Raw genomic sequence first — 23230 nt, 5'->3', positions numbered from 1 at the left:
AACAGGCAGTTTCATTTAATTGAAACTGCCTGTTTTGCTATATAGAATTAAAATTTTAAGCTTAAAACACTTTCTCAAAGCAATCAAATTGTCCTTTTCGGAAAGTCACTTCTCCAAGAACTTTGTACCCCAACTTTTGATACAATTTTCCTGAAATAGGATTCTTTTTAAATGCATCAAACCGTAAGGATTTCATATTTTGTGTAATGCACAACTCTTCACCAAAAGCAACAAATTGTTTAGCAATACCTTTTCCTTGATGCTTTGGAGAAACACATAATCGGTGCATCACCATAAAACTATCAGAGGTATTTAACCATTCAATAGCATTGTATTCAACATCAAATAGTTGATTGAAAACCGCATAACCTACAAGTTCTTCTTTTTCGAAATAACCATAAGCACTATGGTCCTCGATATCTTTCTGAAGATCGTTTCGATGTGGGTATTTTTCATCCCATTGATCTAAACCCAATGCAGTTAAACCGATTTTTACCTCATCAAATAAGGCAACTAACTGATTAAGATGTTGGATCGACAGTAGTTGAATCATTTTCTGATACGATTAAGTGGTCTTTATCCAACTCCAATTTGATAGGCATAATGTATTTGTGATAATCACCTAACAGAGAATCTGGTAGAGGATCTGAAGAAGGAATTTCTTGTCTTCTAGGGTCGACTTGTTTGCCATTTTTCCAGAATCGGAAACATAAGTGAGGACCTGTGGCTAACCCTGTTTTTCCTACAAAACCAATTACATCCCCTTGATTCACCATAACACCACGACGAATACCCTTTTTAATTTTATTCATATGCAGGTATTGAGTGGTGTACACAGAGTTATGTCTTACTTTAACATAATTGCCATTGTACTTAGAATAGCCTGCTGCAACAATTTCTCCATCGCCAACAGTATGTATAGGAGTTCTAATAGGAGCTGCGTAATCGGTACCTAAGTGGGCTTTATATCTTTTTTGTACAGGATGAAATCTTTTGTACGAGAAAGAAGAAGATATTCTTGAAAAATGAAGTGGTGCCTTTAAAAATTCTTTTCTTAAGCTATTTCCAAACTCATCGAAATACTCATTTTTATCATTATACAAGTAATCAAAAGCATAGTAATCTTTTCCTTGATGGGTAAATAACCCTGCTTCGATATGATCAATACCTATTACTTTTTCATCAACAATTTTTTCAAAAAAGATCACTTTAAAAGCATCTCCTTTTTGAATATGGAAAAAGTCGATTTGCCAAGCGTAAACATCAGATAGTAAGTTGACCAATAAAGGAGATTCTTCTTGGTCGACTAATGTTTGATACAGAGAAGCTGTAATCACACCTTCTACCTCTCGCTTGTTTAATGTTACGGGCTTTTCGCCAGTAAATACATTATTACTGTCAGCTAAATTAAAGACCACATAATTGATATCGTCGATATCATATATAAAGTAATCTAGGGTCTTTGTACTATCCTGTTTAAACAGAAGAGTGTAATTGTTCCCCACTTTAATCTTGCGAACATCAAATATTCCTTTGGATTGATTGGCTAACTCAAAAATTTGAACGTTGGATACTCCTTCATCTTTTAAGATATCGGATAAATTCTGATTTCGTTTTACCTTATTCTGTTCTACCTCAAGGGTATCAATATTAATGTTATATAGGTAATTTGTTGTATCAACTTCGTAGCTTATTTCCTCACCAACTTCTTCTGTGTTAGCGTCTTTGTTTTTCTGTTGATCGCAAGACGCAAAAACAGAAAATAGCGCTAATGCACATCCTAATTTTAAAAACTTCATCTAGGCTAATTTCTTTTTGTAAAATCACACTTGATTTACATAAGGCATAAATGTAATAGCTAATGATTTGAATCCGAAATTTTTAAAAAACTATTTAAAAGATTTAAGAAGAGGTTTTTTATTACTCGAATAAGTTTTTTGACAAAAAATGAAATATTAGAGGTAATAATGAACTATTAGGATGAATATTTTGTTAATTTTCTTTCATAAATACAGTTATTTATAAATATTTTATAAATTTGATTTTATTATGCTGTTTACTTATTAAGTATTTAACTGATTGGTTGTTACATTTTCTCTGTGTTTTTTTTACCTGGTTAATAAGTACCTAACTTGTTACTACTAATATTTATTGAACTAAACTTCACTCGAAAATACTCTCCTCCAATCTTTAGATTACTTAAATAAACATGTACTACTAAATAATGAACTATAAACCTGTTTGTATGTACCGACATATTACTTCAATTTACAAACTTTGTTTGCTTACTTCTTTACTATTTCTATCCCAAACATTAATAGGGCAAACAAAGTGGTACACCGTAAATAATGGTGTAGCAGTAAAAAACTGGAACGATCCCACCTCTTGGACTTTAGAGTTTGATGGATCCGTGAATAATCCAAGCAACAAAATTCCAGAAGATGGAGATGAGGTGTTTATCAAATTTGATAATACCATTATCTTCAACACCGATGTTGTTGACAAAGATTATCTATTACTAGATTTATCTTTGGGATCTTCTTTATCTATTCCTGCAGCTCAAACTGGAATTAATTTTGACGAAATTAAAGGAGAAGGAGATCTTATAGTAGAGATTGAAGAAAGTATCCCAACAGGTAGCTATACCAATGTGGATAGAGGATTTTCTAATCAAGGTCAAGGCACTTTGATTATGAATAACGCTTCTGATATCACTTTTGCAAGTAGTTATACTTTTTCTTCATTTACTAAAAGAGGAGCAGGCGCACTAACGGTTTTGAACCTTACGCTTTTAGATCATTTAAAAATCGAGGAGGGACAAATAAATTTAGATGCAACCACCACTTTCGAGGTGAATGGAGATGTATATATTACAAATGGAGCCTCACTTTTGGATAATGGAAATTCGAAAAGTATTACCTTATATGGTAGTTTAGAAAACAGAGGTACTTTTGATTTAGGAAGCTCAATTGTACAATTCCGAGGAAGTAAGTCTCAATTAATTCAGGTCAACGTATATGAAGGAGGTGTTTCCTATGGTTATTTTGAAGCAGATTATTTTGATACTGAAAAAGACTTAAAGCAACATGAAGTAAGAATTAATGGTGGAGAAGGTGGATTAACAAATTTCATACTGAATCAGTCAGGAACTGATTTTGTTGAACATTTTGATAAAGGAACTTTTATTGTTGGAGATTATATTCAATTTGATTTAAATACGAACGAGACTAATAATAGGGATTTAGTAGGTGATGCTATTTTAATCTTAGACAGTCCTACTTGTAATGTATATATGCAACAAGGAAATGCACTTACTCTTTATGGTGAAATTATCGTTAGAGAAGGAAATTTCTTTATTAACCAAGGTTTGAATGGGACAGGTTCTGGGCCTCAATATGGTGTAACACTTAGAGAAACTGGTAAATTCAGTATCGAAAAAGGTCGTGCAGAAATGAGACAACTGAGAACATCTTTCTTAGGAGTGGGGCATCAAGGTGCCTTTTCTATGACAGGTGGTGAATTGTACATCAAAAACTATCCTAACAATCAACAACCTTTCTGTTTACCATATACTACTACATCATTTACTATGACTGGCGGTACAATCACTATCGATGGTACTGGATCATCTTCTCCTAACTCAGGAAAAGGTATGATGATAGAAACAGGTGATGGTAATTATAATGTTAGTGATAACGGAAAAGTAGTATTTATTACTGATGCTAATCAGGAAATGTACATTGCTTCTAACGCACCCCTACCAAATGTGGAAATAAAAGGGGCAGGAGCAGTAAGTTTAAGACCACTAACTTTTAGTGTGAACAGTGGTTCTAATATCACTATCGAACATGATTTAAAAGTAAACGGAACGCTAACAATTGATGCTCCATTTTATGCTGGTACACATAAAGTAGACATCGGTCATGATTTATTCATAAATCAAGAAGATGCATTTTTCTATGACGAATCAGTTTCAGGTTATAAAAGAAATGATTGTACACTAACTTTCAACGGAGAAAAAACGAGTACAATTCATGTTGATTATTCTTTAGCAGGTGTTGATGATGCAGAAGATGATGAATTGATTTTTTATAATATGATCATTGACAAAGATGAAATTTATGATTTCTCTCCATCGACAAGTAAAGCTATTGTAAGAGTTACTTCAGGTAATGATACTCACGTTAAAGCTTCTGATACAGCTTACAGTGGATCAGATGCTGTAGATCAAAACGATAGTAATATCCTTAGAATTGCCAATGAACTTCATATCAATAATGGTTTATTTTATCAAGGCGATTATTCGATTAGAGCTTTTGGACCTACCGTAAATATTGGAGCTACTGGACAATTTGGTTACTACGCTGAAGGGGGAACACCAAGAAGTGCATTAATCAAATTAAAATCAGATGCCCAAACAATTTATGTTGAAGATGGTGGACGATTTGGTAACCTAAAACTAAACGCAGACGAGAATCAACTGACTTTCATAGGGAACACTCATATTGAAAGAGGCTACTATAGACATGGTACCATCTATATTGGTCGTTATGAAATGAAGTTCGATAAATTAGAGTTGGACGGTAGTTTTGGATCTTACAATGATGGAGGAATTGATTACAATAACTTCTTCATGACAGATGGTAACGATTCTGACGGGGGTGTAGCTATAAAAATTGACCAATATACGGTAAATAACAATAGCAGTAATGTAAATGTAGAAATAGATTACCCTATTGGTTTTCTGAATGATTTAGGAGAGAAAAAATACACACCTTTTAAAACGGTAGTCGGTTTAGATGGAGGTAATAGTATGCCATCAGTAGATGATGGAGGATATATTTCTGTTACTCCTGTAAATTCTATTTTATCCACTGCAAATACAGTATCAGGCACTTTAATAAATTTATATTGGAATGTACGTCGAATCGATTTGGATGATTTAAGTATTCCAAATTACCCGTTAATGAAGTTTAGAGGATATTTACCTAAATCTGATTACACTGTAGATACCGGAACATTATTCCCTGGTAAAGTATTGAATGGTGATCAATTAACTGTTGATCGTTTGAACCCTACATTGGATCCTGATATTTCAATTTATGAAAGAAAGGCTTTGACTTTTGGTATTACCGAAACCAATCCAAGTAATTCAAGTGGATATTCTAGTGGGGCTTTCTATGAAGTAAAATATGTTGAAGATTGGGATTTAAATAACACGTTTATCCACCCTGAAAATGCCAGTTTAACCGTTGGTAACGCAGCTGCGTTTAGTGGAGAAACTAGAGTATTCTATTGGAAACTTGCAGGTACAAATGAAGATGGAGATAAATGGAACAATCCAAACAATTGGCTTTTGGTTGAAGGAACAAATAGAACGGACCCGGCTCCAGATTATCCAAAAGCAGGTGATGTAGTATATTTTGATGATAGCGAAATGACAGGAGACTTATCTAAAGTTTCTGGTATTCATATCGACGCCAATGAAGATATGGAGTGTAGTAGAATTGTATTTGCAGAAACGAATACTGCTCGTCATAGAATTCATGTAAAAGAGAATGCAACTTTAACTGCAGATGCGGTTATTGGAGAAGGTATCTTTATGGTGTATTTCTACGAAAATGATACTAAAAATGCCAACTTATTAGGAGATTTTGGTGATTGGGCAAAAAATACTGGCTCTCAATTAAATGTTCGTTTAGCAGAGAACACTAGTAAACTTATTAAGTTCACAGAGTTAGACGGTGTTAACTTCTACCCTAATGTTTATATCAACTCTCAGGGAGATGAAAGCTATACTTATTTAGGTTTTGATGATTTTAAAGCCTATTCATTTACAGTGGCTAATACTACTAACTTTATTGTTGGAGAAACAAATGAAAACACTTCAATTGAGGTTGAAAAGACTTTTCAATTAGGAGCTTACAGATATGGTACTCTTATTTTCAAAAACAAAGGTGGTGTTAGTGTAGATATTTCTTGTGAGAACTTTGTGATTAATAATTCAAACACGCCATATGATGATGGGGGTTATAGTACTTTTGTTTATGATAATGCTCTAGCAGATGTTGATCATACTATGACAATATCAAATGATATTACTGTAAATAAAAATACGGGAAATGCATCGAATACTTATATCGATTGGAGTTCTGAAAATGTTAGAGTAAACACTTCTTTTGTTGGTAATGAGAATTCAGTAATTTCTCATGATTTAGGAGATGCTAATCAATCTATCAAATTAGGGAAGGTAGTTGTTGAAAAAGACAATTTGACTGACTTAGTTGATTTCGAGTCTAACATTGGTTTCTTAAATCCAACAGCTACAGACTTAACAAGCACAGAAAAGAACTTCTTATTGAATAAAGGTACTGTTAGATTATTACACGCTAACATTGATCTAAATGTAAATAATGCTAGTGATGTAAAAGGATATGAATTCGTCATTCCAACAACTGGTAAATTACAAGTAGCAAATGGAGCTACTGTAAGAGTAACGGGTACAAGAGCAGGTATTCAATTAAAAGGTGAATTGGAGATTATCGGTGGTAATGTAATTTTAAATACTGGTAATACATCTGATTATAACTTCTTAGAATATGGAACTTCCGGTGATGCAGTAGTTTCTATTGAGAATGTATACAGCGGAGATGGTTCTACAGTTGTCAATCAAGCTACTTTAGATATTGGTTCTCACTTAAGAACCGATAACTTCTCTAACGTAGGTATTTTAGAATTTAACCATAATTCAGGTATTGTAGATATTGGTGGTCAGACCATCATTTCTGATTTTAATGATCAAGGGGTACTTTACTTGTTTGGATCAGCAGACTCTGAGTTTAATTTAAACTTCGAATATATTGATGGGGTAAATAGTTTCACTTTAAAAGGTGGTAAAGGCTTAGCTTCAGATGCTTATTTTATAAATGCAGATAAATTCAATGTCAACCGTTTTGTTTACAATGAGAATGCAAGAATAATTATTGATACTCAGGAGACAACAGACTTCCAAGCATACATCACTCATTTACCTTATTTTGATCTACGTGATGGGTCTATTGAATTCGTAGTTGATACAGAGATTAAAGGTGGTGCAAGTTTAGCTTCAGGAACTATTTTAGATCAAGGAGCAACTCAGATCACAATGTTTGATGCGGAAGAATTGATCAATAACGGAGAGTGGAAAGCGAGTGCAGGAGCAACTTTTGCTGTAGATTACACAGAAGGTTCTGAATCTACTTTGATTTATTCAGGTAATGATGTTAACCACGAATTTAGAAATTTTTCTATCCTAAGTGGTAACATGCAATTTGATGACAACTTTGTAAGTTCAAATGTAAATATTGAAGAAACGCTTTCTATTGATGCTAACAGTACATTAGACTTGGATGGAGCAACGGGTGGTATAAGTATCAATCTAATTGGAGCCAATCAAGATATTTCTGGTAAAGTAACGTCTCAAGCGGGTAATTATGTTGTTTTTGATGCTCCTGCAGGAATCACTCAATACTTAACAACAGATGTTGTTGAATTCGATTATATGGAAGTGAGTTCACCAAATGGACTTTACTTAGACGATAAAACCAACTCAAGTGTTTTCTATTCTGTAAGAATCAATAATGATTTAAAACTAACAGACGGTTTATTCCATATTCAAGAAAAGACACTTTATTTATCTTCTGCTTCAACTATTACGGATGGATCAATGGGTGATGGATTTGGAACTACAAGAATGATTGTAGCCAATGGCCAACAAAGAGATGGTGGTATCATCAAACAATTTGTAGGAACGGATGTCGCTTCTTACATTTTCCCAATCGGTACTAATATCGAAGGAAATCCAAAATACTCACCGGTTGAATTAGATTTCACAGGAAATGCAGTAGCAGGAGGTACAGAATACTTTATCAAAGTTCTTCCATTGGATTATTATTACCCAAGTTTGATTAAGTCAGATGTTGTAGGTACACCAAGAGTATTAGATTATACTTGGTTCCTAAGTTCATTGGATGCAAACGGTAATGATGTTGAAGTTCCTGATGGTTTTGATGCAACATTGATTCTGAATTATCATGATGAAGATATCCTTCAAACCACTGCAGATGAAGTAGATTACACAAGTGTTGTATTCTACGAAGGAACATTAGCTTGGCAACAAAAAACAGGTATTATCACTTTAGCGGATAACGAGGTGTCATTTGATATTTCTAAAGCAAATGTATTAAGTAAATTGAATGGTGGTCAATTAAGTGGTATTTATACTATTGGCAACCCAGATGATATGGCTACAGGTATTAAGAAGTTCTATACTGCCTCTGCTATTTCAACATCAACTGAACATGAGTGGGAAGATGATATTTGGGAAGTAGTAACTTTAGTATCCGCGGGAACAGAAACAATTATTATTGATGGTAACCCTGTAATATTTAATAAATATACTGAAGGAGCAAGAGATGATGCCAAAGGTGAATTCCCAGAAAATGGGGCAATTGCTATTATTGAATCAAACAAAAAAGTATTAGCAGGAGATGCTAGAGATCGTGAATTATCAGAAGTTCAAATTAACGGTACTGTAATTTTAGATACTAGAACAGGAAATGATTATTCTCAAGGTGACTTTGGTATAGTTTCAGGTGTTGGTATTTTAGAGATGAGAGCAACTGCTCAAAAACCTTCTGGAAATTGGTCTTCTTTCTTTAATAAGACAACAGGTGGCGAAGTAATGGTTAAGTTACCAAATGACGATACCAACTTTACTGGATCAAGTGAAGCAGCTGCCTTATTAGCTTCAATATTAGAAGGAGGAACAGAACTTAAGGCATTAACTCTAACCGTAGATGATAAAGGTAGTGGAGATCCAATCAAGTATATCTTGAAGAACTTAAATTATTCTTTTGGTTCTTTCATTGCAGAAAATGGTGCTGAAGTTTATTTCGAAAACAATATCATTACAGTTGATAGAGATATTTTAATCAATAATGCTTACTTATCAACGGATGCGAATAGTACATTAACTACATCGAAATCTTTTGTTGTCGATGGCGGTAGTACTGTAGATTTAGGAGGTAACTTAATTATCTATGAAAACATTGAAGTGGATAATGGAGAAGCCAATAAAATTGTCGCAACAAATTCATCTAAGGTAACATTTACTGGTGCTACTTATCCAACTCAAAATGTATTTTTGAATGGAAGTAAGTTAGCTAATGTATATATAGATAAACCTAATGTGGATGATGTAGTTGATTTCAGAGATGCATCTTATATTACAGAGTCTCTAGAATTTAATTATGATGCCTACGGTAAAGTCAGATCAGGTTCAAGAAGTAAAAAAGGAGCTAAAGTAACAGGTAACCTTACAATCGAAAGACCAAGAAATATCTACAACTACTCATACGATCGCTACATTTATGGTCATACTAAATTTGTGATGAAACAAGGTGCAGCTACTGAAGTTGTCTTCCCAATTGGTAACGAAGATCACATCTATCCAATCGGTTTAAGTACAACCAATTTGGAACACGATGTAGTTTGGATGGCCGATTATGTAGACCATGAAGATAACACAGATCCAACGACAACATTACCAGAAGTTGGTGGTGAGTTTATCCAAGATGCCGAGAAAAAGAAAATCATTGGTATGCAAAAGAATGGTCGTTGGTTATTAGAACCAATATTAAATGATGCCGAAGAAATTAATGTGAAAATTTTACAGTTTGTCAATAAAGCACAGTTAGAAAATACAGATTTTGATAATGCCTCTTTATTTAGAACTATGTTAGAATCTTCAACTATTAGTTCAGACGAACAACATTCTTTTGGTATCATTGGTGGTAGTACAGAACAAAGAGAAGTAAGAGATTCTAAAGATATTGTGCAGTTCTACATGTATGAGTCATCTGAGGCAATAACTTATCAAGGTAAAGGAGCTTTTGATGCAGAAATTGTGATAGATTCAGATCGTTTTAGTAGCGGTAGAATGAATATGACTTCAGGTAGAATTGCTACACCAACTAATTTTGCAAACGGTGGTTTCCGTTGGGCATATGTAGATGATGAAGCGATTACACCTCCAGAATTACCTGTTGAGCTAATCTCTTTCACAGCAGAAGTGACATCAACTAACGAAGTGGAACTAGAGTGGATCACTGCTTCAGAAGAAAACAATGACTTCTTCTTAATTGAAAAATCAATCGACGGTAAAGTCTGGTCACAAGTAGCAGAAGTTGAAGGGGCAGGGAATTCAAACGTATTATTAAAATATAATCATACAGATTCTAGACCTTTCAACGGAACATCTTACTACAGATTAACACAAATCGATTTTGATGGACAATTTGAAATTTTCGAACCTGTATCAGTGACTGTCAATAGTCAAGGTCAAGAGTTTGATGTAGTTGTTTATCCTAACCCTGCTTTAGATTCTGATTTGAATATTCAAGTCATTGGATCAGAAGGAAGAATACAAGCTGTATTGTACGACCAATTCGGTAAAGTATTGAAATCATCGATTGAAGATGCACAATTCTTCAAGTATGAAACACAAAACTTGCCAAGTGGAATGTACTTCTTAAAAGTGATTCAAGGATCGCAACAGCAAATAGAAAAGGTAATTATTAAGTAATATCAGTTACTTAAGATATATAAAGGGTTGTTTCTTCATTGGAACAACCCTTTTTCGTAATTTTGCGTTTGGAGTGTTTCCTCAAAATCAAAAAGTTATATGAGTCTCATCAATGTAGATAAATTCGAGCAACATCTTCAGGATAGCTTGAAAAACAATACTTTCGTCAAAATCACTTTATCGAATAAAAGAGATAAGCAAAAGGACCTTAAAACAATCAATGGTAAATTGGTAGAGTTGAAGAAAGGTATGCACTTATCTTGTTTATATCGTTACCCAACAAACGATATCACCAAGAATTATCCTGTAGATGAAGTGGTAACAAGAATAAGTAAGTATTTGGAGAATGATTTCTACAATGCTGATTTATATACATTAGAGGCGGATTATCACTTATTGATTACCCCCAAAGGTTCTGCAAAATTAAGAGTGAAAGCAGCAACAACTAAAGATAAGCCAAAGCTATCTCACGATAAGCAAAAGAATCGTTTGATAGACACGAAAGACAAGGTATATCTGCAGGAATTGGGTGTAACGACAAAGGAGTTCAAAGTAAAGAACAACATGCAGGACAAATACCGTCAACTGAACAAATATGTTGAGATTATTGATGGTATTTTGAAGAATGTGAATTTTGATAGCTCATACAATGTCGTAGACATGGGCGCAGGAAAAGGCTACCTTACTTTTGGTTTGTATGATTACCTAACCAATGTTGCTCAACAAAAACCGCATGTTATCGGTGTGGAAATGCGTAAAGAGTTGGTGAAGAAATGTAATGGTATTGCAGAGCGTTCTAGCTTTAATGATTTGGAGTTTGTAGAAGGAACAATCAAAGAAGCAGAGCTTCCACATATCGACCTTTTGATTGCACTTCATGCTTGTGATACAGCCACAGATGATGCAATTTATAGAGGTATTCAGTCCAAATCTAAAGTGATTATTTGTGCACCTTGTTGTCACAAACAAATCAGAAAACAATTATCTCCTGATGATGCTTTGGGAAAAATCACACAGTTTGGCATTCTTAAAGAACGTCAGGCAGAGTTGCTCACCGATGGTATCCGAGCATTAATCATGGAAGCTTACGGGTATAAAACAAAAGTCTTCGAATTTATCACAACAGAACATACACCGAAGAATGTACTGGTAGTAGGAGTTCAAGACGAAGTGAGAGATACGCCTAAGCAAGAAGTAGTGGATCAGATCAATGAGATTAAGAAAATACATGGCATTAAAACACATCATCTAGAGCATCTTTTAGAGATGAATGCGATTAATTCTTAATTTTGTAGCGACCGATCAGAATAGACATTTAAAATATAATTTCTTGAAAAAAGAATTTCATCATATTAAAGCAGAAAGTGATAAAGCACCAAGAGCCGTTTTGGTAGGGGTATCACTTAAAGATCAAAAAGTAGAAAAAGCGGAGGAATACCTAGACGAATTGGCATTCTTGGCATCTACTTTAGGGATCAAAACAGAAAAAACTTTCATTCAACGTTTAGATCATCCCGATAAAAGAACATTTGTCGGTAAAGGTAAGTTGGAGGAAATTCTCACCTATGTGAAAGCGGAAGGTATCGATACTATCATTTTTGATGATGATTTATCGTCTGCCCACGCAAGAAACTTGGATAGAGAAATTGAAGATGTAATGATTATCGATAGATCGTTATTGATTCTTCAAATTTTCGCTATGAGAGCCAAGTCTGCTCAAGCGAAAACTCAGGTAGAATTGGCACAGTATCAATACATGCTTCCTCGTCTGACCAACCTTTGGACCCACCACTCTAGACAAAGAGGTGGTGTAGGTATGAAAGGTCCTGGTGAAACAGAATTGGAAACGGATAAGCGTATTATTCGTGATAAGATTTCCTTATTACGTAAGAAGTTGAAGAAGATTGAAACACAGTCGGATCTAAGAAGAAAGAATCGTGATAGAGAAGTACGTGCCGCCTTGGTAGGGTATACCAATGTTGGTAAGTCAACGATTATGCGATTACTTTCTAAAGCGGATGTATTTGCAGAAAATAAGCTTTTCGCCACAGTAGATTCTACGGTGAGAAAGATTACCATGAACAATGTGCCTTTCTTGATGACCGATACAGTAGGTTTTATCAGAAAGTTACCAACAACTTTGATCGAATCGTTTAAATCTACCTTGGATGAGATCGTCGAAGCAGATATTTTGATCCATGTTGTTGATATCTCACACGAATCTTTCGAAGAACACATCGAAGTTGTGAATAAAACGTTGCTAGAGATCAAAGCAACTGATAAACCAACATTGTTGGTGTTCAATAAAGTGGATAACTATGTGGATAAAGAGTATCCTCCGTTCGAGGATCATCCACCGGCCACTTTAGAAGAGTGGAAAGAAAGTTATTTAGCGAAAGAGTACAATCACATTTTCCTTTCTGCAATTAAGAAAGAAGGAGTGGATGAGTTAAAAAGAAAGATCTTCGAATTGGTATCCGATCGATTCTATAAGATTTATCCAAACCACCATTCTTTTGCTTATAACCAATTATGGTTAGAACATGGAGGAGAATGGCCAATGTCTGAAGAAACAGGTGATGATGAATAGTATCGTCAAATCCTTTTAAAATATAATTTAGGTGATGTAAATTTTTATAGATTTGCATCACCTTCATTTTTTATGGAGTTTCATCAAATGGTCTTTTGGAATGCAGAATTCTACCCCACTTTTTGATATTGAACTCTTTTATATCAACCAATTCAAACTCATGAAAAATCTTTTCATAATTATCGCTTTATTCATTACTCAATTTACATTTGCTCAAAAAGTAGATAAGGATTTAGAAGCCATCAAAGAGACTTTATCTCGTCAGGAAAGGGCGTGGAATACCGGAAACTTGGATGACTTTATGAACGGCTATTGGGAGTCGGATAATTTACTTTTTATAGGTAAGAGTGGAGTGACCAATGGCTGGCAAGCGACTTTGGATAATTATAAAAAATCTTATCCAAATACCGATGCCATGGGGAAGTTGACATTCACTTTAATTAAAGTGGAAAAACTCTCTAAAAATGTAGCTTTGGTCATAGGAAAGTGGCATCTTAGTAGAACAAAAGGCGATTTGCAAGGACATTTTTCGCTGACTTGGAAGAAAATTAATGGTAAGTGGGTGATTATTGCTGACCACTCCTCATAACAAAAATAGATAAGACTTTAAGAGCTAATGAAACTAGATATTTTAGCCATTGTGGCACACCCAGATGATGTAGAATTAAGCTGTTCTGGTACCCTTATTAAAGCGATTCAACAAGGAAAAAAAGTAGGGATAGTCGATATGACTCGTGGCGAAATGGGAACAAGAGGAACACCCGAACTAAGAATGGAAGAAGCGGCAAAAGCCTCTGAAATTATGGGTTTATCGGTAAGAGAAAATTTAGGGTTTGCTGACTTTTATTTCACAAACGATTCTAAGCACCAAGAAGAAGTTTCGAGAGTGATAAGAAAATATCAGCCTGAAATTATCATTACCAATGCCATAGAAGACCGTCATCCAGACCATGGAAAAGCTGCACAGTTGGTAGTAGATGCTTGTTTTATGAGCGGTTTAAGAAAGGTGATTACTAAAGAAGACGGTATTGATCAACAAGCTTGGCGACCTCAGAATGTATTCCATATGATTCAGTCAAATTTTATGACTCCTGACTTTGTAGTGGATGTAACTGAACAATGGCCAACAAAAGTAGAATCGATCAAAGCTTTTGCTTCTCAATTCTTTGTAGGTGAGAATGATGCTGCTCCAGGAGAACCTCAAACTTTTATTTCTACCCCTCAGTTTATGCAGTTTTTAGAGGCCCGAGCAAGAGAGTATGGTCAAAGAGTAGGAGCACAGTTTGCAGAAGGATTTGTGAAATCTGCACCTATCAAAGTAGAAGACTTATTTCATCTAATTTAGAATAATTCAATATAAGAATTAGTGTTAGTGTTATTTGTTGATTATTAGTGAGTTAAAGTTTGATTTTTAGAGTATATAACTAAATATTATTTAGTCTTAGATATTATCAATAGGACAATTCGTTAATAATTAACTACATTTGTAATGAGAGAAAATGTTCAAACCTTATTATGCAGCGTTTAGAATCTTCTATAAAGAACTTATTAAATCAATCACAGACAAAACCTTTATCGGGTTTATGTCCTTATCATAGACAAAGAATTTCAAAGTCTTCACAAGATGCCTTATCTGAAGTGAAAGAGATTTTGATGACTTTTGTTACTGGTGAGATGGATCGATTTAAAAAACAGATACCAGAAGAATCAAAAGGTAAAATTCAAGAGATTGCTGAGCAATATGTATTATCTGTTTTAAATGTTATCGAAGAAAACATGATGAACGGAGGAGAGCATTATAATACTGAAGAACTAATTAATGGAGCGGTGAGAATCTTTAATGTTGAGGATTGTCCTGTTTTTCATACAAAGTAGAGATACATATTCTAACAATATTTTAATACAATATATTTAACGAAATAAAGAGTTAAGTATATTGTATTTTTTTTATACACACTAACTAATTTTTATTATTTCATATAAACCTTTTCACTCTATCATCAATGCTATAAAACCATCCATTTATACAACATTTTTTTCATTCAACTTTAAGTAGTCATTTGTATAAAATTAAATCAAAATGATAATTTTATTATCAATGATTTTTATTTGAACATTTATTTGTTTACTTTTGATACATCATAAAAACAAAGATGCACATGAAAACTATTCTACATGGAAAGCTATATGATGTAAGGAATGAAGGGGAATATGCTCAAGCAATTTTAAAATCTGATGATGGATTAGCCACTCTATTATATTTAAAACCAGTAGGTTTAAATATTTTAAAAGGCTATGAAGAACGCTCTTATACAGTAAGGGTAAAAGGATGGAATGCGGAAAGTGTTCAAAAGGGAAATAGTTTTTATGTCACAAATCTTACCGGATACTTTAAAGTATCTGCTTAAAATTTAATCAAAGAAAAGTAGTATGTTCTTAGGGGATAAGAATATATACCTATATAGAAAAAGCGGATCATGTTATGATACCGCTTTTCTTTTTATGATGTGTATTAATATAATTTTTAGATCGTTTTTCTATGATCAAAAAGATCTATTACAATCTAAACGTCAATCCAAATTGACCACCAGAAACGGTACCTCCACCAAATTGAAGATTAAGACCTATCACATCTGTAATAAACCATCGACCTCCAATCTGTATTCCTCCACCGAAGCCGGTAGAAGCGTGACTGTATCCGTAGAATCCTACATTAGCACCTGCATAGACATCCCATTCTGAGGTTAAGTTAAGTAGCCTATTGAAATGATAATTACCTATGGCAGACACAGTCCAAGCGGTACGGTGTTTTGTATTGTCCCAACGGTTATGGTAAGAAAATACACCACCCACTGAAATATCAGGATGAAATCCATTGTATTCACCTCCAATATAAAAAGGAACACCATGGTTACTAAAGCCAAATCCTGTATTTAAAAACCATGCATGGTTTCCTGAATGACTTCCACCACTTTTAGATTTAGTGTTTTGTGTATTTTTCTCTTGAGAAAAACAAAGTGATGAAATAAATAAACCAGATAATAATAGCAGTACATATCTGATATTTGTTAGTTGAGTTTTCATAATAGGTTTAATTGTTGAAATTGGATACAAAGAAAAGGCTAAAGAAGACAAGTTTATGTTAATTGAGTCATAAGAAAATAAAAAACAGTGATGAAAAAATATCACCACTGTTTTACATATATAAATAAATGAGAAATAAATCGAAAAAGTATTGTATTACAATTGGAAATGAAGACCTAATTGAGCTCCAGATCCAATGATTAATTGTAAACCGATTTTTTGGTTAAAGTGGAATTTACCGCCAATACCTAAACCAATCCAAAGTGGAGAGGTAGATGAATGACTATTTGGGTCACTACCAGGACCTGTGTATCTATGGCTCCAGATTGAAAAACCAATATCACCATTGGCAAAAACATCCCACTTAGGGTGAGAGATGTTTAAAACTCTATCAGCATACCATCTAAAACGGGCACCAACTCCAAAAACTGAATAATTGTACCAACTATCACTGTAACCTGCATAGCTTAAGGATGGACCCACGGTAAAATCTCGACCGAGATTAAATTCATAATCAGCTTGAAAACCTAAAGAACTATTGTACGACCAATAAGTACTTAAACCAACATTTAAGTTACCTGGGCCAAGGTAGTTACCACCACCACCTCCGCCTTTTTTGTCACTTTGACTGTAGGCAGAAAGAGAGAATACTAATAATAGACAAGTAAAAAGACTTGCGAAATAATTGATTTTGGATTTCATTTTTGAGTATTAAATAGATTGTTGTAAAGGATAATAAATGTGTAGTAAATCTATAGTATTGTTAAAATTAAAAAAAAAAAATCTTCTTTATTATCTATAAAATAGAAGACATTCTTTTTATAATACAAAAAAGTCTGAGGATTTCTCCACAGACTTTTTTAATGAATATATCGTTATTATTCTATAATTGGAACGTTACACCAAGTTGTGCACCAGATCCAATGATTGCTTGTAAACCAAAAGCTTCACTGATGTGGAATTTACCACCAATACCAATACCCCACCATAAACCGTTAGGACCATTAATATTGAAGCCGATATCACCGTTTGCAAAAACATCCCACTTAGGGTGAGAGATGTTTAAAACTCTATCAGCATACCATCTAAAACGGGCACCAACAGCAAAAGAAGTATCACCATTGTCGTTTTTACCATCATTCCAAGATTGGAATGCAACTGATGCACCAACAGTAAAATCTTGGCCAAGTTGAGCGATTTCATAATCGGCTTGTACACCAAGGTAGTCGCCAAAACCAGAAGTAAGACCAATGTTTAATACACCTGGACCTTGATAATTACCTCCACCTCCAGATTGTGCAAATGCTGAAGTACCAAAAGTTAAAGCGGCGATCGTTAGGAATAGACTAAATAGCTTTTTCATTAATTAAGAATGAGTTGTGTTAAATTTATTTTGATGAATTTAACGAATTTTAAATTGTAATAAGCTATTTAATTATGTTAAATAATGTTAATTAAAGTCTGATAGTCAAACCAAAGTTACCTGCAGTATACTGAGTTCCCCCACCAAACTGAAGATTAAGTCCAACTTTTTCAGTAAAGAACCAACGTCCACCTACTTGGATTCCAATACCTATACCATTATGATATTTTCTAATATCATCATAATATATATCGCCTTTTTTCTCGGTATAGTTGTAGTATCCAATATTAGCTCCGGCATAGAAGTCGAAATTATTAGGAATATTCATGATTTTGTTAAAGTGATAATTCACATTAAATGTCACGTTCCAAGAACTATACTTATGGTAGTGATTGTGATGTGTTTCTTCCCAATTGTTAATACCGAATGATCCTCCTAAAGAAACATCTGGGTGAACTGCATTATAATCAAGTCCTAAGTAGAAAGGAACACCTCTACCATTAAATCCTACACCTCCGTTTAAATAAAAATCAGAACCGTTTGAAAAATTACTACTTACTGAATTAGCCTTTTTAGTTTGAGCAGAAAGGCTAAATACAGAAAGAGTGAATAGTGAAACTAAAAATAGAAATTTGTTCAATTTCTTCATAATATGAGTTTGTTAAGTTCAAGTACAATACCAATCGAATGATTGAAAATTGAGGCAAATATATAAATATTTCATGATTGAATATAAAAAAGGGACAACTTTTAATTGCCCCTTATTGTACTTAGTATATCTGATAAAACAGATTAATATCCATACTTATGAAATTTCTTATAGACCAAAAGTAATCCCGATTTGTGCCCCTGTACCTATAATTGCATGTAAACCAATTTTATCATTAAAGTGGTATTTTGTACCAATACCTAACCCCCAATAAATTGGAGAAACAGAACTCCCGGAAGGATGGTGATCGTACCCATTATGATAATTTGAATTTGTAATTCCAAAACCAACATCACCTGAAGCAAATACATCCCATTTATTACTTGTAATACCTAAAACTCTATCAGCATACCATCTAAAACGAACACCTACGCCAAAAGTATTGTATTTAGCATAATAGGTATCCCAACCATAGTATGATACTGCTGCTGCCATTGTGAAATCCTGACCAAGTTGTAAGAATTCGTAGTCAGCCATAAATCCAGCACTTCCATAGTTAAAACCAACTCCTAAGCCAACATTTAGTTGACCAACTCCTTTATAATGTCCACTATTACCATTAGAAGTATTCGTGTTGTCTTGGGCAAGAACCATTGTGGAGAATGATATAGTAATTAATAATAGTAGTGTTTGAATGAAATTTTTCATTTTGATTTAAATTAATTGTTTAATATTGAACATTTAACTCAAACGACAACTTTATAATTTGGTTATTGAATCAGTGAAGTGATATGTTAATGACTTTTCATAGGTAGTTTGATTTAGGAAGAAGTTTAAAAAGAATTGATCTAGGATAATAAAAACCACTATTTGATGTCAATTTTAGGCATAAAAAAACTCTCTGAATCCTTAAATATTAAATTCAGAGAGTCTACTTGATGTATGATATAACTTATTGCATACCCTTAAATGTTCTTACTAATTTGTTAGAGAATAAGAAATCTCTTAACTCTTTAGGTTCGGCATCAAGGATAGTATCTTTATTTCCTTCCCAAATTTTTAGACCTTTATACATAAACATGATATACTCTCCAATTTCCATTACTGAGTTCATATCATGAGAAACAATTACAGTAGTTAAATTGTACTCTTGTGTGATTTCATGAATCAACTGATCAATCATCCAAGCGGTTTGAGGATCTAATCCAGAGTTGGGTTCATCACAGAATAAATATTGTGAGTTCATAACTATCGCTCTTGCAATACCCACACGCTTTTGCATACCACCACTAATCTCAGAAGGCATTTTATGAGCAGCTTGTTCTAATCCTACTCTTTTAAGACAAAAGTTTACACGGTCATCTTTTTCACTTTCAGACATATCAGAATGTACATTCAATGGAAAACGTACATTATCTGCTACTGTAAGTGAATCGAAAAGGGCACTGCCTTGAAAAAGCATTCCAATTTCGCTTCTAATTATTTTTTGTTCTCTTCTATTGGAGGTGTGAAAGTTTCTACCGTCATATAAAACAGCACCAGCATCAGGTTCAAATAGACCTACAATAGTTTTAAGAAGTACACTTTTACCTGTACCACTTGCCCCAATAATCATATTCGTTCTTCCCGGCTCGAATGTCGCACTAATATCAGATAGTACTGTTTTACCCTGAAAAGTCTTTTGTATATTTTTTATTTCAATCATTTCAATTAACTCAATAGGGTTTGTGCAAGAATAAAGTCGGCTGCAAGAATAGCAATACAAGAAGTAGTTACCGCATCTGTACTTGCTTTACCTACTTCTAAAGCTCCTCCTTTAACATTATATCCTTTAAAGGCAGAAATCGAAGTAACAATAAAGCCAAAAACAAAGGCTTTGATAATGGCAAAATTGACTTCAAAAGGAACGAACTCAGTCTGTATACCATAGATGTAATCTTCCAAAGGAGACAAATTTCCAAAGATTGTAGCTAGCCAACCACCCCAAATACCTAGGGCTCCAGATAGAATTGCTAATGCGGGAAGCATCGTCATACCAGCAAATATTTTTGGCAAAACTAGATAAGAAGCAGAGTTTATACCCATTACTTCGAGTGCATCAATTTGTTCTGTAATACGCATTGTTCCAATTCCGCCTGCGATTTGTGAACCTACTTTACCCGCAAATACAATCGCTGATAATGTTGGAGCCATTTCTAAAATCATCATTTCCCTTGTTGCCAAGCCAATGATGTATTTTGGTAAAAGAGGACTAACAATATTGTATGCCATCTGAAGGGCAATTACTGCTCCTACGAAAAGTGAGACAAAACCAATTAAGAATAAAGAATTGATTCCTATGGTGACACACTCTTGAAAAAACAGTTTGAAATATGTGGAAAATGATTCTCTGTTGGAAAACATTTTCCATAAAAAGATGAGGTATTCGCCTAAACGTCTCATTAAATAATTTTATATCAAAAAAATATAGTTCTAATCTAAATACTTGATGTTGACATCAAACTTTCTTGCTTACATCAAGCCCGTAAGTACATTTTCTATTATAGAAAAGCGATACTTATCTACAAATATAAAGAAGTTGATCACTTATTATACCGATCCTAAAAAATACACTAAATATGATGTTAAATTTTTCCAAATAAATAGTTTTTTAAAGGTCATTTACGTTTAAATAAATATATCAATCTAAAGCGACTATGGGATTTATGGACAGTGCAACCAAGGTGTTGCAAAATAATAGACGAGAATTAAAGCATGCTACCTCACCAAAGTTTAAATCAGATACTAAACACATTAGGCATTATTCTTTGGAAAAAATAGCCAAGAAACGTTCACAAAAAGAAATTGATCAATACAGTAAAAAACTAATTGGCTATAAAATAGTAGAGCATATCAAAGAGAAAATTGTGTATATAGTAATTGTAGCCTTATTAATATGGGGTATTGATTTTATATTGAACTTTTAAAAAAGAAAAACGAGGTAAACTCAAATTAAATTGAGCTTACCTCATTTTTTATATTTATAAATACTGTAAGTCAGTATCGAATTATAATTTCTCTCCGAAACATAAATCGCCTGCATCTCCTAAACCAGGAATGATGTACGATTTATCATTCATTTCAGGATCTACAGCACCAATCCATAAAGTACTAGGAACATTAATGTTTTCTAAAACATAATCTACACCTTGCTGACTGCTGATTGCAGCTAAAATATGAACATGTTTTGGTGTGCCATTTTTAAGTAATCCTTCTAAAGCTAAAAGTAAAGACTTCCCTGTAGCTAACATTGGATCTGCCAAAATAACTACTTTACCATCCAAGTTCCCAGACGCTACATATTCCATATTGATCTCTACTTCATCGGTTCCAGAACTAGAACGGTAAGAAGCAACAAATCCACTATCAGCGTGATCAAATACATTTAATACCCCTTGGTACATTGGTAATCCTGCTCTAAGAATAGTAGTTACCACTAATTCATCTTTTACTCTTCTAGATGGAGAAGTGCCTAATGGAGTAGTAATATCTACAGACTCATAGTCTAATGTTTTACTTAATTCATAACTAAGTAACTCACCAATACGTTCAAGGTTTCTTCTAAATCGGGCACGATCTGTTTGAATATTTACATCTCGTAGCTCGTTAATATAGGTTGAAGCAACATTTGCTTCTTGATTTAGGATAAATGTATTAGACATATATAATTCTCATTAAAATTGATCTGAATTTGATGTTGTCCCCCTGTAAATAAATCACATAGGATCCTAAAATGTGAAAGTAGTGAATAATCTGTTAGGGACTACTCTAAAATACTTAATAATAAATAATTGTGGGAAAAAGTGATGAAATAATAATAGAAAAGAAAAGTCTATAAAAACAAAAAAGCAAACATCAAATGATATTTGCCTTTTCCAACCAATTCAATTATTTAAACTTTATCTTTACGTTGAGGTGAAAACCTCACGATATTGATCACTTTTGTCTTTAGTTATGCCAAAAATACCCCAAATATTGTAACTAACTGTTTTGTAGTGAGTTATATATATTGTTGGTTTTTTGATATTGTGCGAAAATGAACAAATAAGGGGTTTTGTGTCCGATAAAAGAAAAATTACTCTTCTAATCTTGGTGTAGAGGTAGAATCTCCTTCCCCTAAAGTGCGTTTGATGTCCCAATCGGGTTCTGTAACAATGGTTTCAATGTTCTCTACACGATCTTTGAGTTGTTTATTCTCGATTTTAAGATTTTCTAACTCTTCAAGTAATCTTTGATAATCTTTTTTCTTGAGTTTTCCTTTACTGTTAGCTAAGATGGCAACAATTGGTATACTCAATGCCATTAAAGGTATTAAAATAGCGAAATCCATAATTTTTTATTTATATGATATATTTTTTGCTCCTAAAATCAAGCTCCTCATTCCTGTTAGAATACTTGTACTAGGAATATCTCCTCCCAATAATTCTCCTTTTTTAGAAAACACATAGTAAGAAGGTATCTTTTCTTGATGAAAATGAGAGGTCATAAAACAGTCTTTGCAATAAGGGGAGGAGATCGGTAGGATGTAGGTGTTATTCAAGCTGTTATCTAGTTTTGGAGCTCCATATTCTCTTAGAAAGTTCTCCCAATTATTCTGTACATCTGCAACAGCATAGATAAAAGTGACTTCTTTTCCCCATGTTTCTTTTTGTAAAGATTTCAGTTGATCAAAATCTTCTAGAAACTTTAAACTCCACGAACTGCTGATGACTAAAACGAGTACCTTTCCTCTAAAATCAACCTTTCTTATTTTCTCCCCTTTTTTATTGATAAGTAAGAAGTCCGACTTTATATCCCCACTTGTTTCATTCTGTGCAAAAGAGGTGTGCACGAAAATGAACATCATTAGAATCAAGAGTAAGCTATATTTCTTTTTTTGAT

20 protein-coding genes are annotated in these 23230 nt (G+C 33.6%); 8 read left to right on the top strand and 12 right to left on the bottom strand.

The window, feature by feature from the left end; translation table 11 throughout:
* Positions 1–61: 61 nt before the first annotated feature.
* Entirely contained in the window at positions 62–553 is a 492-nt protein-coding gene (locus KMW28_RS17105) for a GNAT family N-acetyltransferase (RefSeq protein ID WP_169662852.1), read from the bottom strand.
* Positions 522–1799, bottom strand: a complete 1278-nt coding sequence (locus KMW28_RS17100) for a peptidoglycan DD-metalloendopeptidase family protein (protein WP_169662851.1) — start codon at positions 1797–1799, stop codon at positions 522–524. Before KMW28_RS17100 ends, KMW28_RS17105 begins: the two co-directional genes overlap by 32 nt.
* 425 nt (positions 1800–2224) lie before the next feature.
* On the opposite strand from KMW28_RS17100, the gene KMW28_RS17095 reads away from it, so the two are divergent.
* From KMW28_RS17095 to KMW28_RS17065, 7 genes are all read left to right on the top strand, one after another.
* Complete coding sequence (locus tag KMW28_RS17095; RefSeq protein ID WP_169662850.1) at positions 2225–10624, top strand: T9SS type A sorting domain-containing protein; 8400 nt, start codon at positions 2225–2227, stop codon at positions 10622–10624.
* Between the two features lie 99 nt (positions 10625–10723).
* Positions 10724–11911: a class I SAM-dependent methyltransferase gene (locus tag KMW28_RS17090; RefSeq protein ID WP_169662849.1), complete on the top strand. Its 1188-nt coding sequence runs from the start codon at positions 10724–10726 to the stop codon at positions 11909–11911.
* 43 nt (positions 11912–11954) lie between these two features.
* Complete coding sequence (gene hflX / locus KMW28_RS17085) at positions 11955–13214, top strand: GTPase HflX (protein WP_240972544.1); 1260 nt, start codon at positions 11955–11957, stop codon at positions 13212–13214.
* Positions 13215–13374: 160 nt separating this feature from the next.
* Complete coding sequence (locus KMW28_RS17080) at positions 13375–13803, top strand: YybH family protein (protein WP_169662847.1); 429 nt, start codon at positions 13375–13377, stop codon at positions 13801–13803.
* Positions 13804–13830: 27 nt separating this feature from the next.
* On the top strand, positions 13831–14559 hold the full coding sequence (gene bshB1 / locus KMW28_RS17075) for a bacillithiol biosynthesis deacetylase BshB1 (RefSeq protein WP_169662846.1): 729 nt from the start codon (positions 13831–13833) through the stop codon (positions 14557–14559).
* Between the two features lie 170 nt (positions 14560–14729).
* Positions 14730–15089 (top strand): hypothetical protein, encoded by a 360-nt coding sequence (locus tag KMW28_RS17070; RefSeq protein WP_066212478.1) that lies wholly within the window; start codon positions 14730–14732, stop codon positions 15087–15089.
* 284 nt (positions 15090–15373) lie between these two features.
* Entirely contained in the window at positions 15374–15622 is a 249-nt protein-coding gene (locus tag KMW28_RS17065; protein WP_169662845.1) for a hypothetical protein, read from the top strand.
* Between the two features lie 148 nt (positions 15623–15770).
* Here the strand turns inward: KMW28_RS17065 and KMW28_RS17060 are convergent, their stop codons facing one another.
* The 7 genes from KMW28_RS17060 to KMW28_RS17030 form a co-directional block, all read right to left on the bottom strand.
* The gene (locus tag KMW28_RS17060; RefSeq protein ID WP_066212482.1) at positions 15771–16298 is read right to left on the bottom strand and encodes a hypothetical protein; all 528 of its coding nucleotides are present in this window, start codon (positions 16296–16298) and stop codon (positions 15771–15773) included.
* A gap of 156 nt (positions 16299–16454) precedes the next feature.
* A complete protein-coding gene (locus KMW28_RS17055; protein ID WP_066212484.1) occupies positions 16455–17000 on the bottom strand; it encodes an outer membrane beta-barrel protein in 546 nt (181 codons plus the stop codon).
* 181 nt (positions 17001–17181) lie between these two features.
* Positions 17182–17661, bottom strand: coding sequence for a hypothetical protein (locus KMW28_RS17050; RefSeq protein ID WP_066212486.1), 480 nt, complete (start codon positions 17659–17661; stop codon positions 17182–17184).
* A 91-nt stretch (positions 17662–17752) separates the two neighbouring features.
* A complete protein-coding gene (locus KMW28_RS17045; protein ID WP_084005978.1) occupies positions 17753–18310 on the bottom strand; it encodes a DUF3575 domain-containing protein in 558 nt (185 codons plus the stop codon).
* Positions 18311–18478: 168 nt separating this feature from the next.
* Entirely contained in the window at positions 18479–19018 is a 540-nt protein-coding gene (locus tag KMW28_RS17040) for a hypothetical protein (RefSeq protein ID WP_066212490.1), read from the bottom strand.
* A 244-nt stretch (positions 19019–19262) separates the two neighbouring features.
* Positions 19263–20015 carry an ABC transporter ATP-binding protein gene (locus KMW28_RS17035; RefSeq protein ID WP_066212491.1) on the bottom strand — a complete coding sequence of 251 codons (753 nt, stop codon included), beginning with the start codon at positions 20013–20015 and terminating at the stop codon, positions 19263–19265.
* A 5-nt stretch (positions 20016–20020) separates the two neighbouring features.
* Entirely contained in the window at positions 20021–20752 is a 732-nt protein-coding gene (locus KMW28_RS17030; RefSeq protein ID WP_169662844.1) for an MlaE family ABC transporter permease, read from the bottom strand.
* 254 nt (positions 20753–21006) lie between these two features.
* On the opposite strand from KMW28_RS17030, the gene KMW28_RS17025 reads away from it, so the two are divergent.
* Complete coding sequence (locus KMW28_RS17025) at positions 21007–21276, top strand: hypothetical protein (RefSeq protein WP_169662843.1); 270 nt, start codon at positions 21007–21009, stop codon at positions 21274–21276.
* 81 nt (positions 21277–21357) lie between these two features.
* Here KMW28_RS17025 and upp read toward each other — a convergent pair whose 3' ends face one another.
* The 3 genes from upp to KMW28_RS17010 all read right to left on the bottom strand — a co-directional run bounded on the left by upp (position 21358) and on the right by KMW28_RS17010 (position 23195).
* On the bottom strand, positions 21358–22011 hold the full coding sequence (gene upp / locus KMW28_RS17020; RefSeq protein WP_066212497.1) for a uracil phosphoribosyltransferase: 654 nt from the start codon (positions 22009–22011) through the stop codon (positions 21358–21360).
* Between the two features lie 413 nt (positions 22012–22424).
* Entirely contained in the window at positions 22425–22679 is a 255-nt protein-coding gene (locus tag KMW28_RS17015) for a heat shock 70 family protein (RefSeq protein WP_169662842.1), read from the bottom strand.
* A gap of 6 nt (positions 22680–22685) precedes the next feature.
* Positions 22686–23195 carry a TlpA family protein disulfide reductase gene (locus KMW28_RS17010; protein ID WP_169662841.1) on the bottom strand — a complete coding sequence of 170 codons (510 nt, stop codon included), beginning with the start codon at positions 23193–23195 and terminating at the stop codon, positions 22686–22688.
* Positions 23196–23230 lie beyond the last annotated feature (35 nt).

The organism is Flammeovirga yaeyamensis (assembly GCF_018736045.1).
GTDB lineage: Bacteria > Bacteroidota > Bacteroidia > Cytophagales > Flammeovirgaceae > Flammeovirga > Flammeovirga yaeyamensis.
Note: the sequence above shows the minus strand (reverse complement) of the source record. Positions and strands in the feature narration are given on the sequence as shown.

Bases quoted from the DNA above. Each gene is read 5' to 3' on its own strand.
- KMW28_RS17105 (WP_169662852.1), bottom strand. From the start codon at position 553: ATGATTCAACTACTGTCGATCCAACATCTTAATCAGTTAGTTGCCTTA.
- KMW28_RS17100 (WP_169662851.1), bottom strand. From the start codon at position 1,799: ATGAAGTTTTTAAAATTAGGATGTGCATTAGCGCTATTTTCTGTTTTT.
- KMW28_RS17095 (WP_169662850.1), top strand. From the start codon at position 2,225: ATGAACTATAAACCTGTTTGTATGTACCGACATATTACTTCAATTTAC.
- KMW28_RS17090 (WP_169662849.1), top strand. From the start codon at position 10,724: ATGAGTCTCATCAATGTAGATAAATTCGAGCAACATCTTCAGGATAGC.
- KMW28_RS17080 (WP_169662847.1), top strand. From the start codon at position 13,375: ATGAAAAATCTTTTCATAATTATCGCTTTATTCATTACTCAATTTACA.
- bshB1 (WP_169662846.1), top strand. From the start codon at position 13,831: ATGAAACTAGATATTTTAGCCATTGTGGCACACCCAGATGATGTAGAA.
- KMW28_RS17070 (WP_066212478.1), top strand. From the start codon at position 14,730: ATGCAGCGTTTAGAATCTTCTATAAAGAACTTATTAAATCAATCACAG.
- KMW28_RS17065 (WP_169662845.1), top strand. From the start codon at position 15,374: ATGAAAACTATTCTACATGGAAAGCTATATGATGTAAGGAATGAAGGG.
- KMW28_RS17060 (WP_066212482.1), bottom strand. From the start codon at position 16,298: ATGAAAACTCAACTAACAAATATCAGATATGTACTGCTATTATTATCT.
- KMW28_RS17055 (WP_066212484.1), bottom strand. From the start codon at position 17,000: ATGAAATCCAAAATCAATTATTTCGCAAGTCTTTTTACTTGTCTATTA.
- KMW28_RS17050 (WP_066212486.1), bottom strand. From the start codon at position 17,661: ATGAAAAAGCTATTTAGTCTATTCCTAACGATCGCCGCTTTAACTTTT.
- KMW28_RS17045 (WP_084005978.1), bottom strand. From the start codon at position 18,310: ATGAAGAAATTGAACAAATTTCTATTTTTAGTTTCACTATTCACTCTT.
- KMW28_RS17040 (WP_066212490.1), bottom strand. From the start codon at position 19,018: ATGAAAAATTTCATTCAAACACTACTATTATTAATTACTATATCATTC.
- KMW28_RS17035 (WP_066212491.1), bottom strand. From the start codon at position 20,015: ATGATTGAAATAAAAAATATACAAAAGACTTTTCAGGGTAAAACAGTA.
- KMW28_RS17030 (WP_169662844.1), bottom strand. From the start codon at position 20,752: ATGAGACGTTTAGGCGAATACCTCATCTTTTTATGGAAAATGTTTTCC.
- KMW28_RS17025 (WP_169662843.1), top strand. From the start codon at position 21,007: ATGGGATTTATGGACAGTGCAACCAAGGTGTTGCAAAATAATAGACGA.
- upp (WP_066212497.1), bottom strand. From the start codon at position 22,011: ATGTCTAATACATTTATCCTAAATCAAGAAGCAAATGTTGCTTCAACC.
- KMW28_RS17015 (WP_169662842.1), bottom strand. From the start codon at position 22,679: ATGGATTTCGCTATTTTAATACCTTTAATGGCATTGAGTATACCAATT.
- KMW28_RS17010 (WP_169662841.1), bottom strand. From the start codon at position 23,195: ATGATGTTCATTTTCGTGCACACCTCTTTTGCACAGAATGAAACAAGT.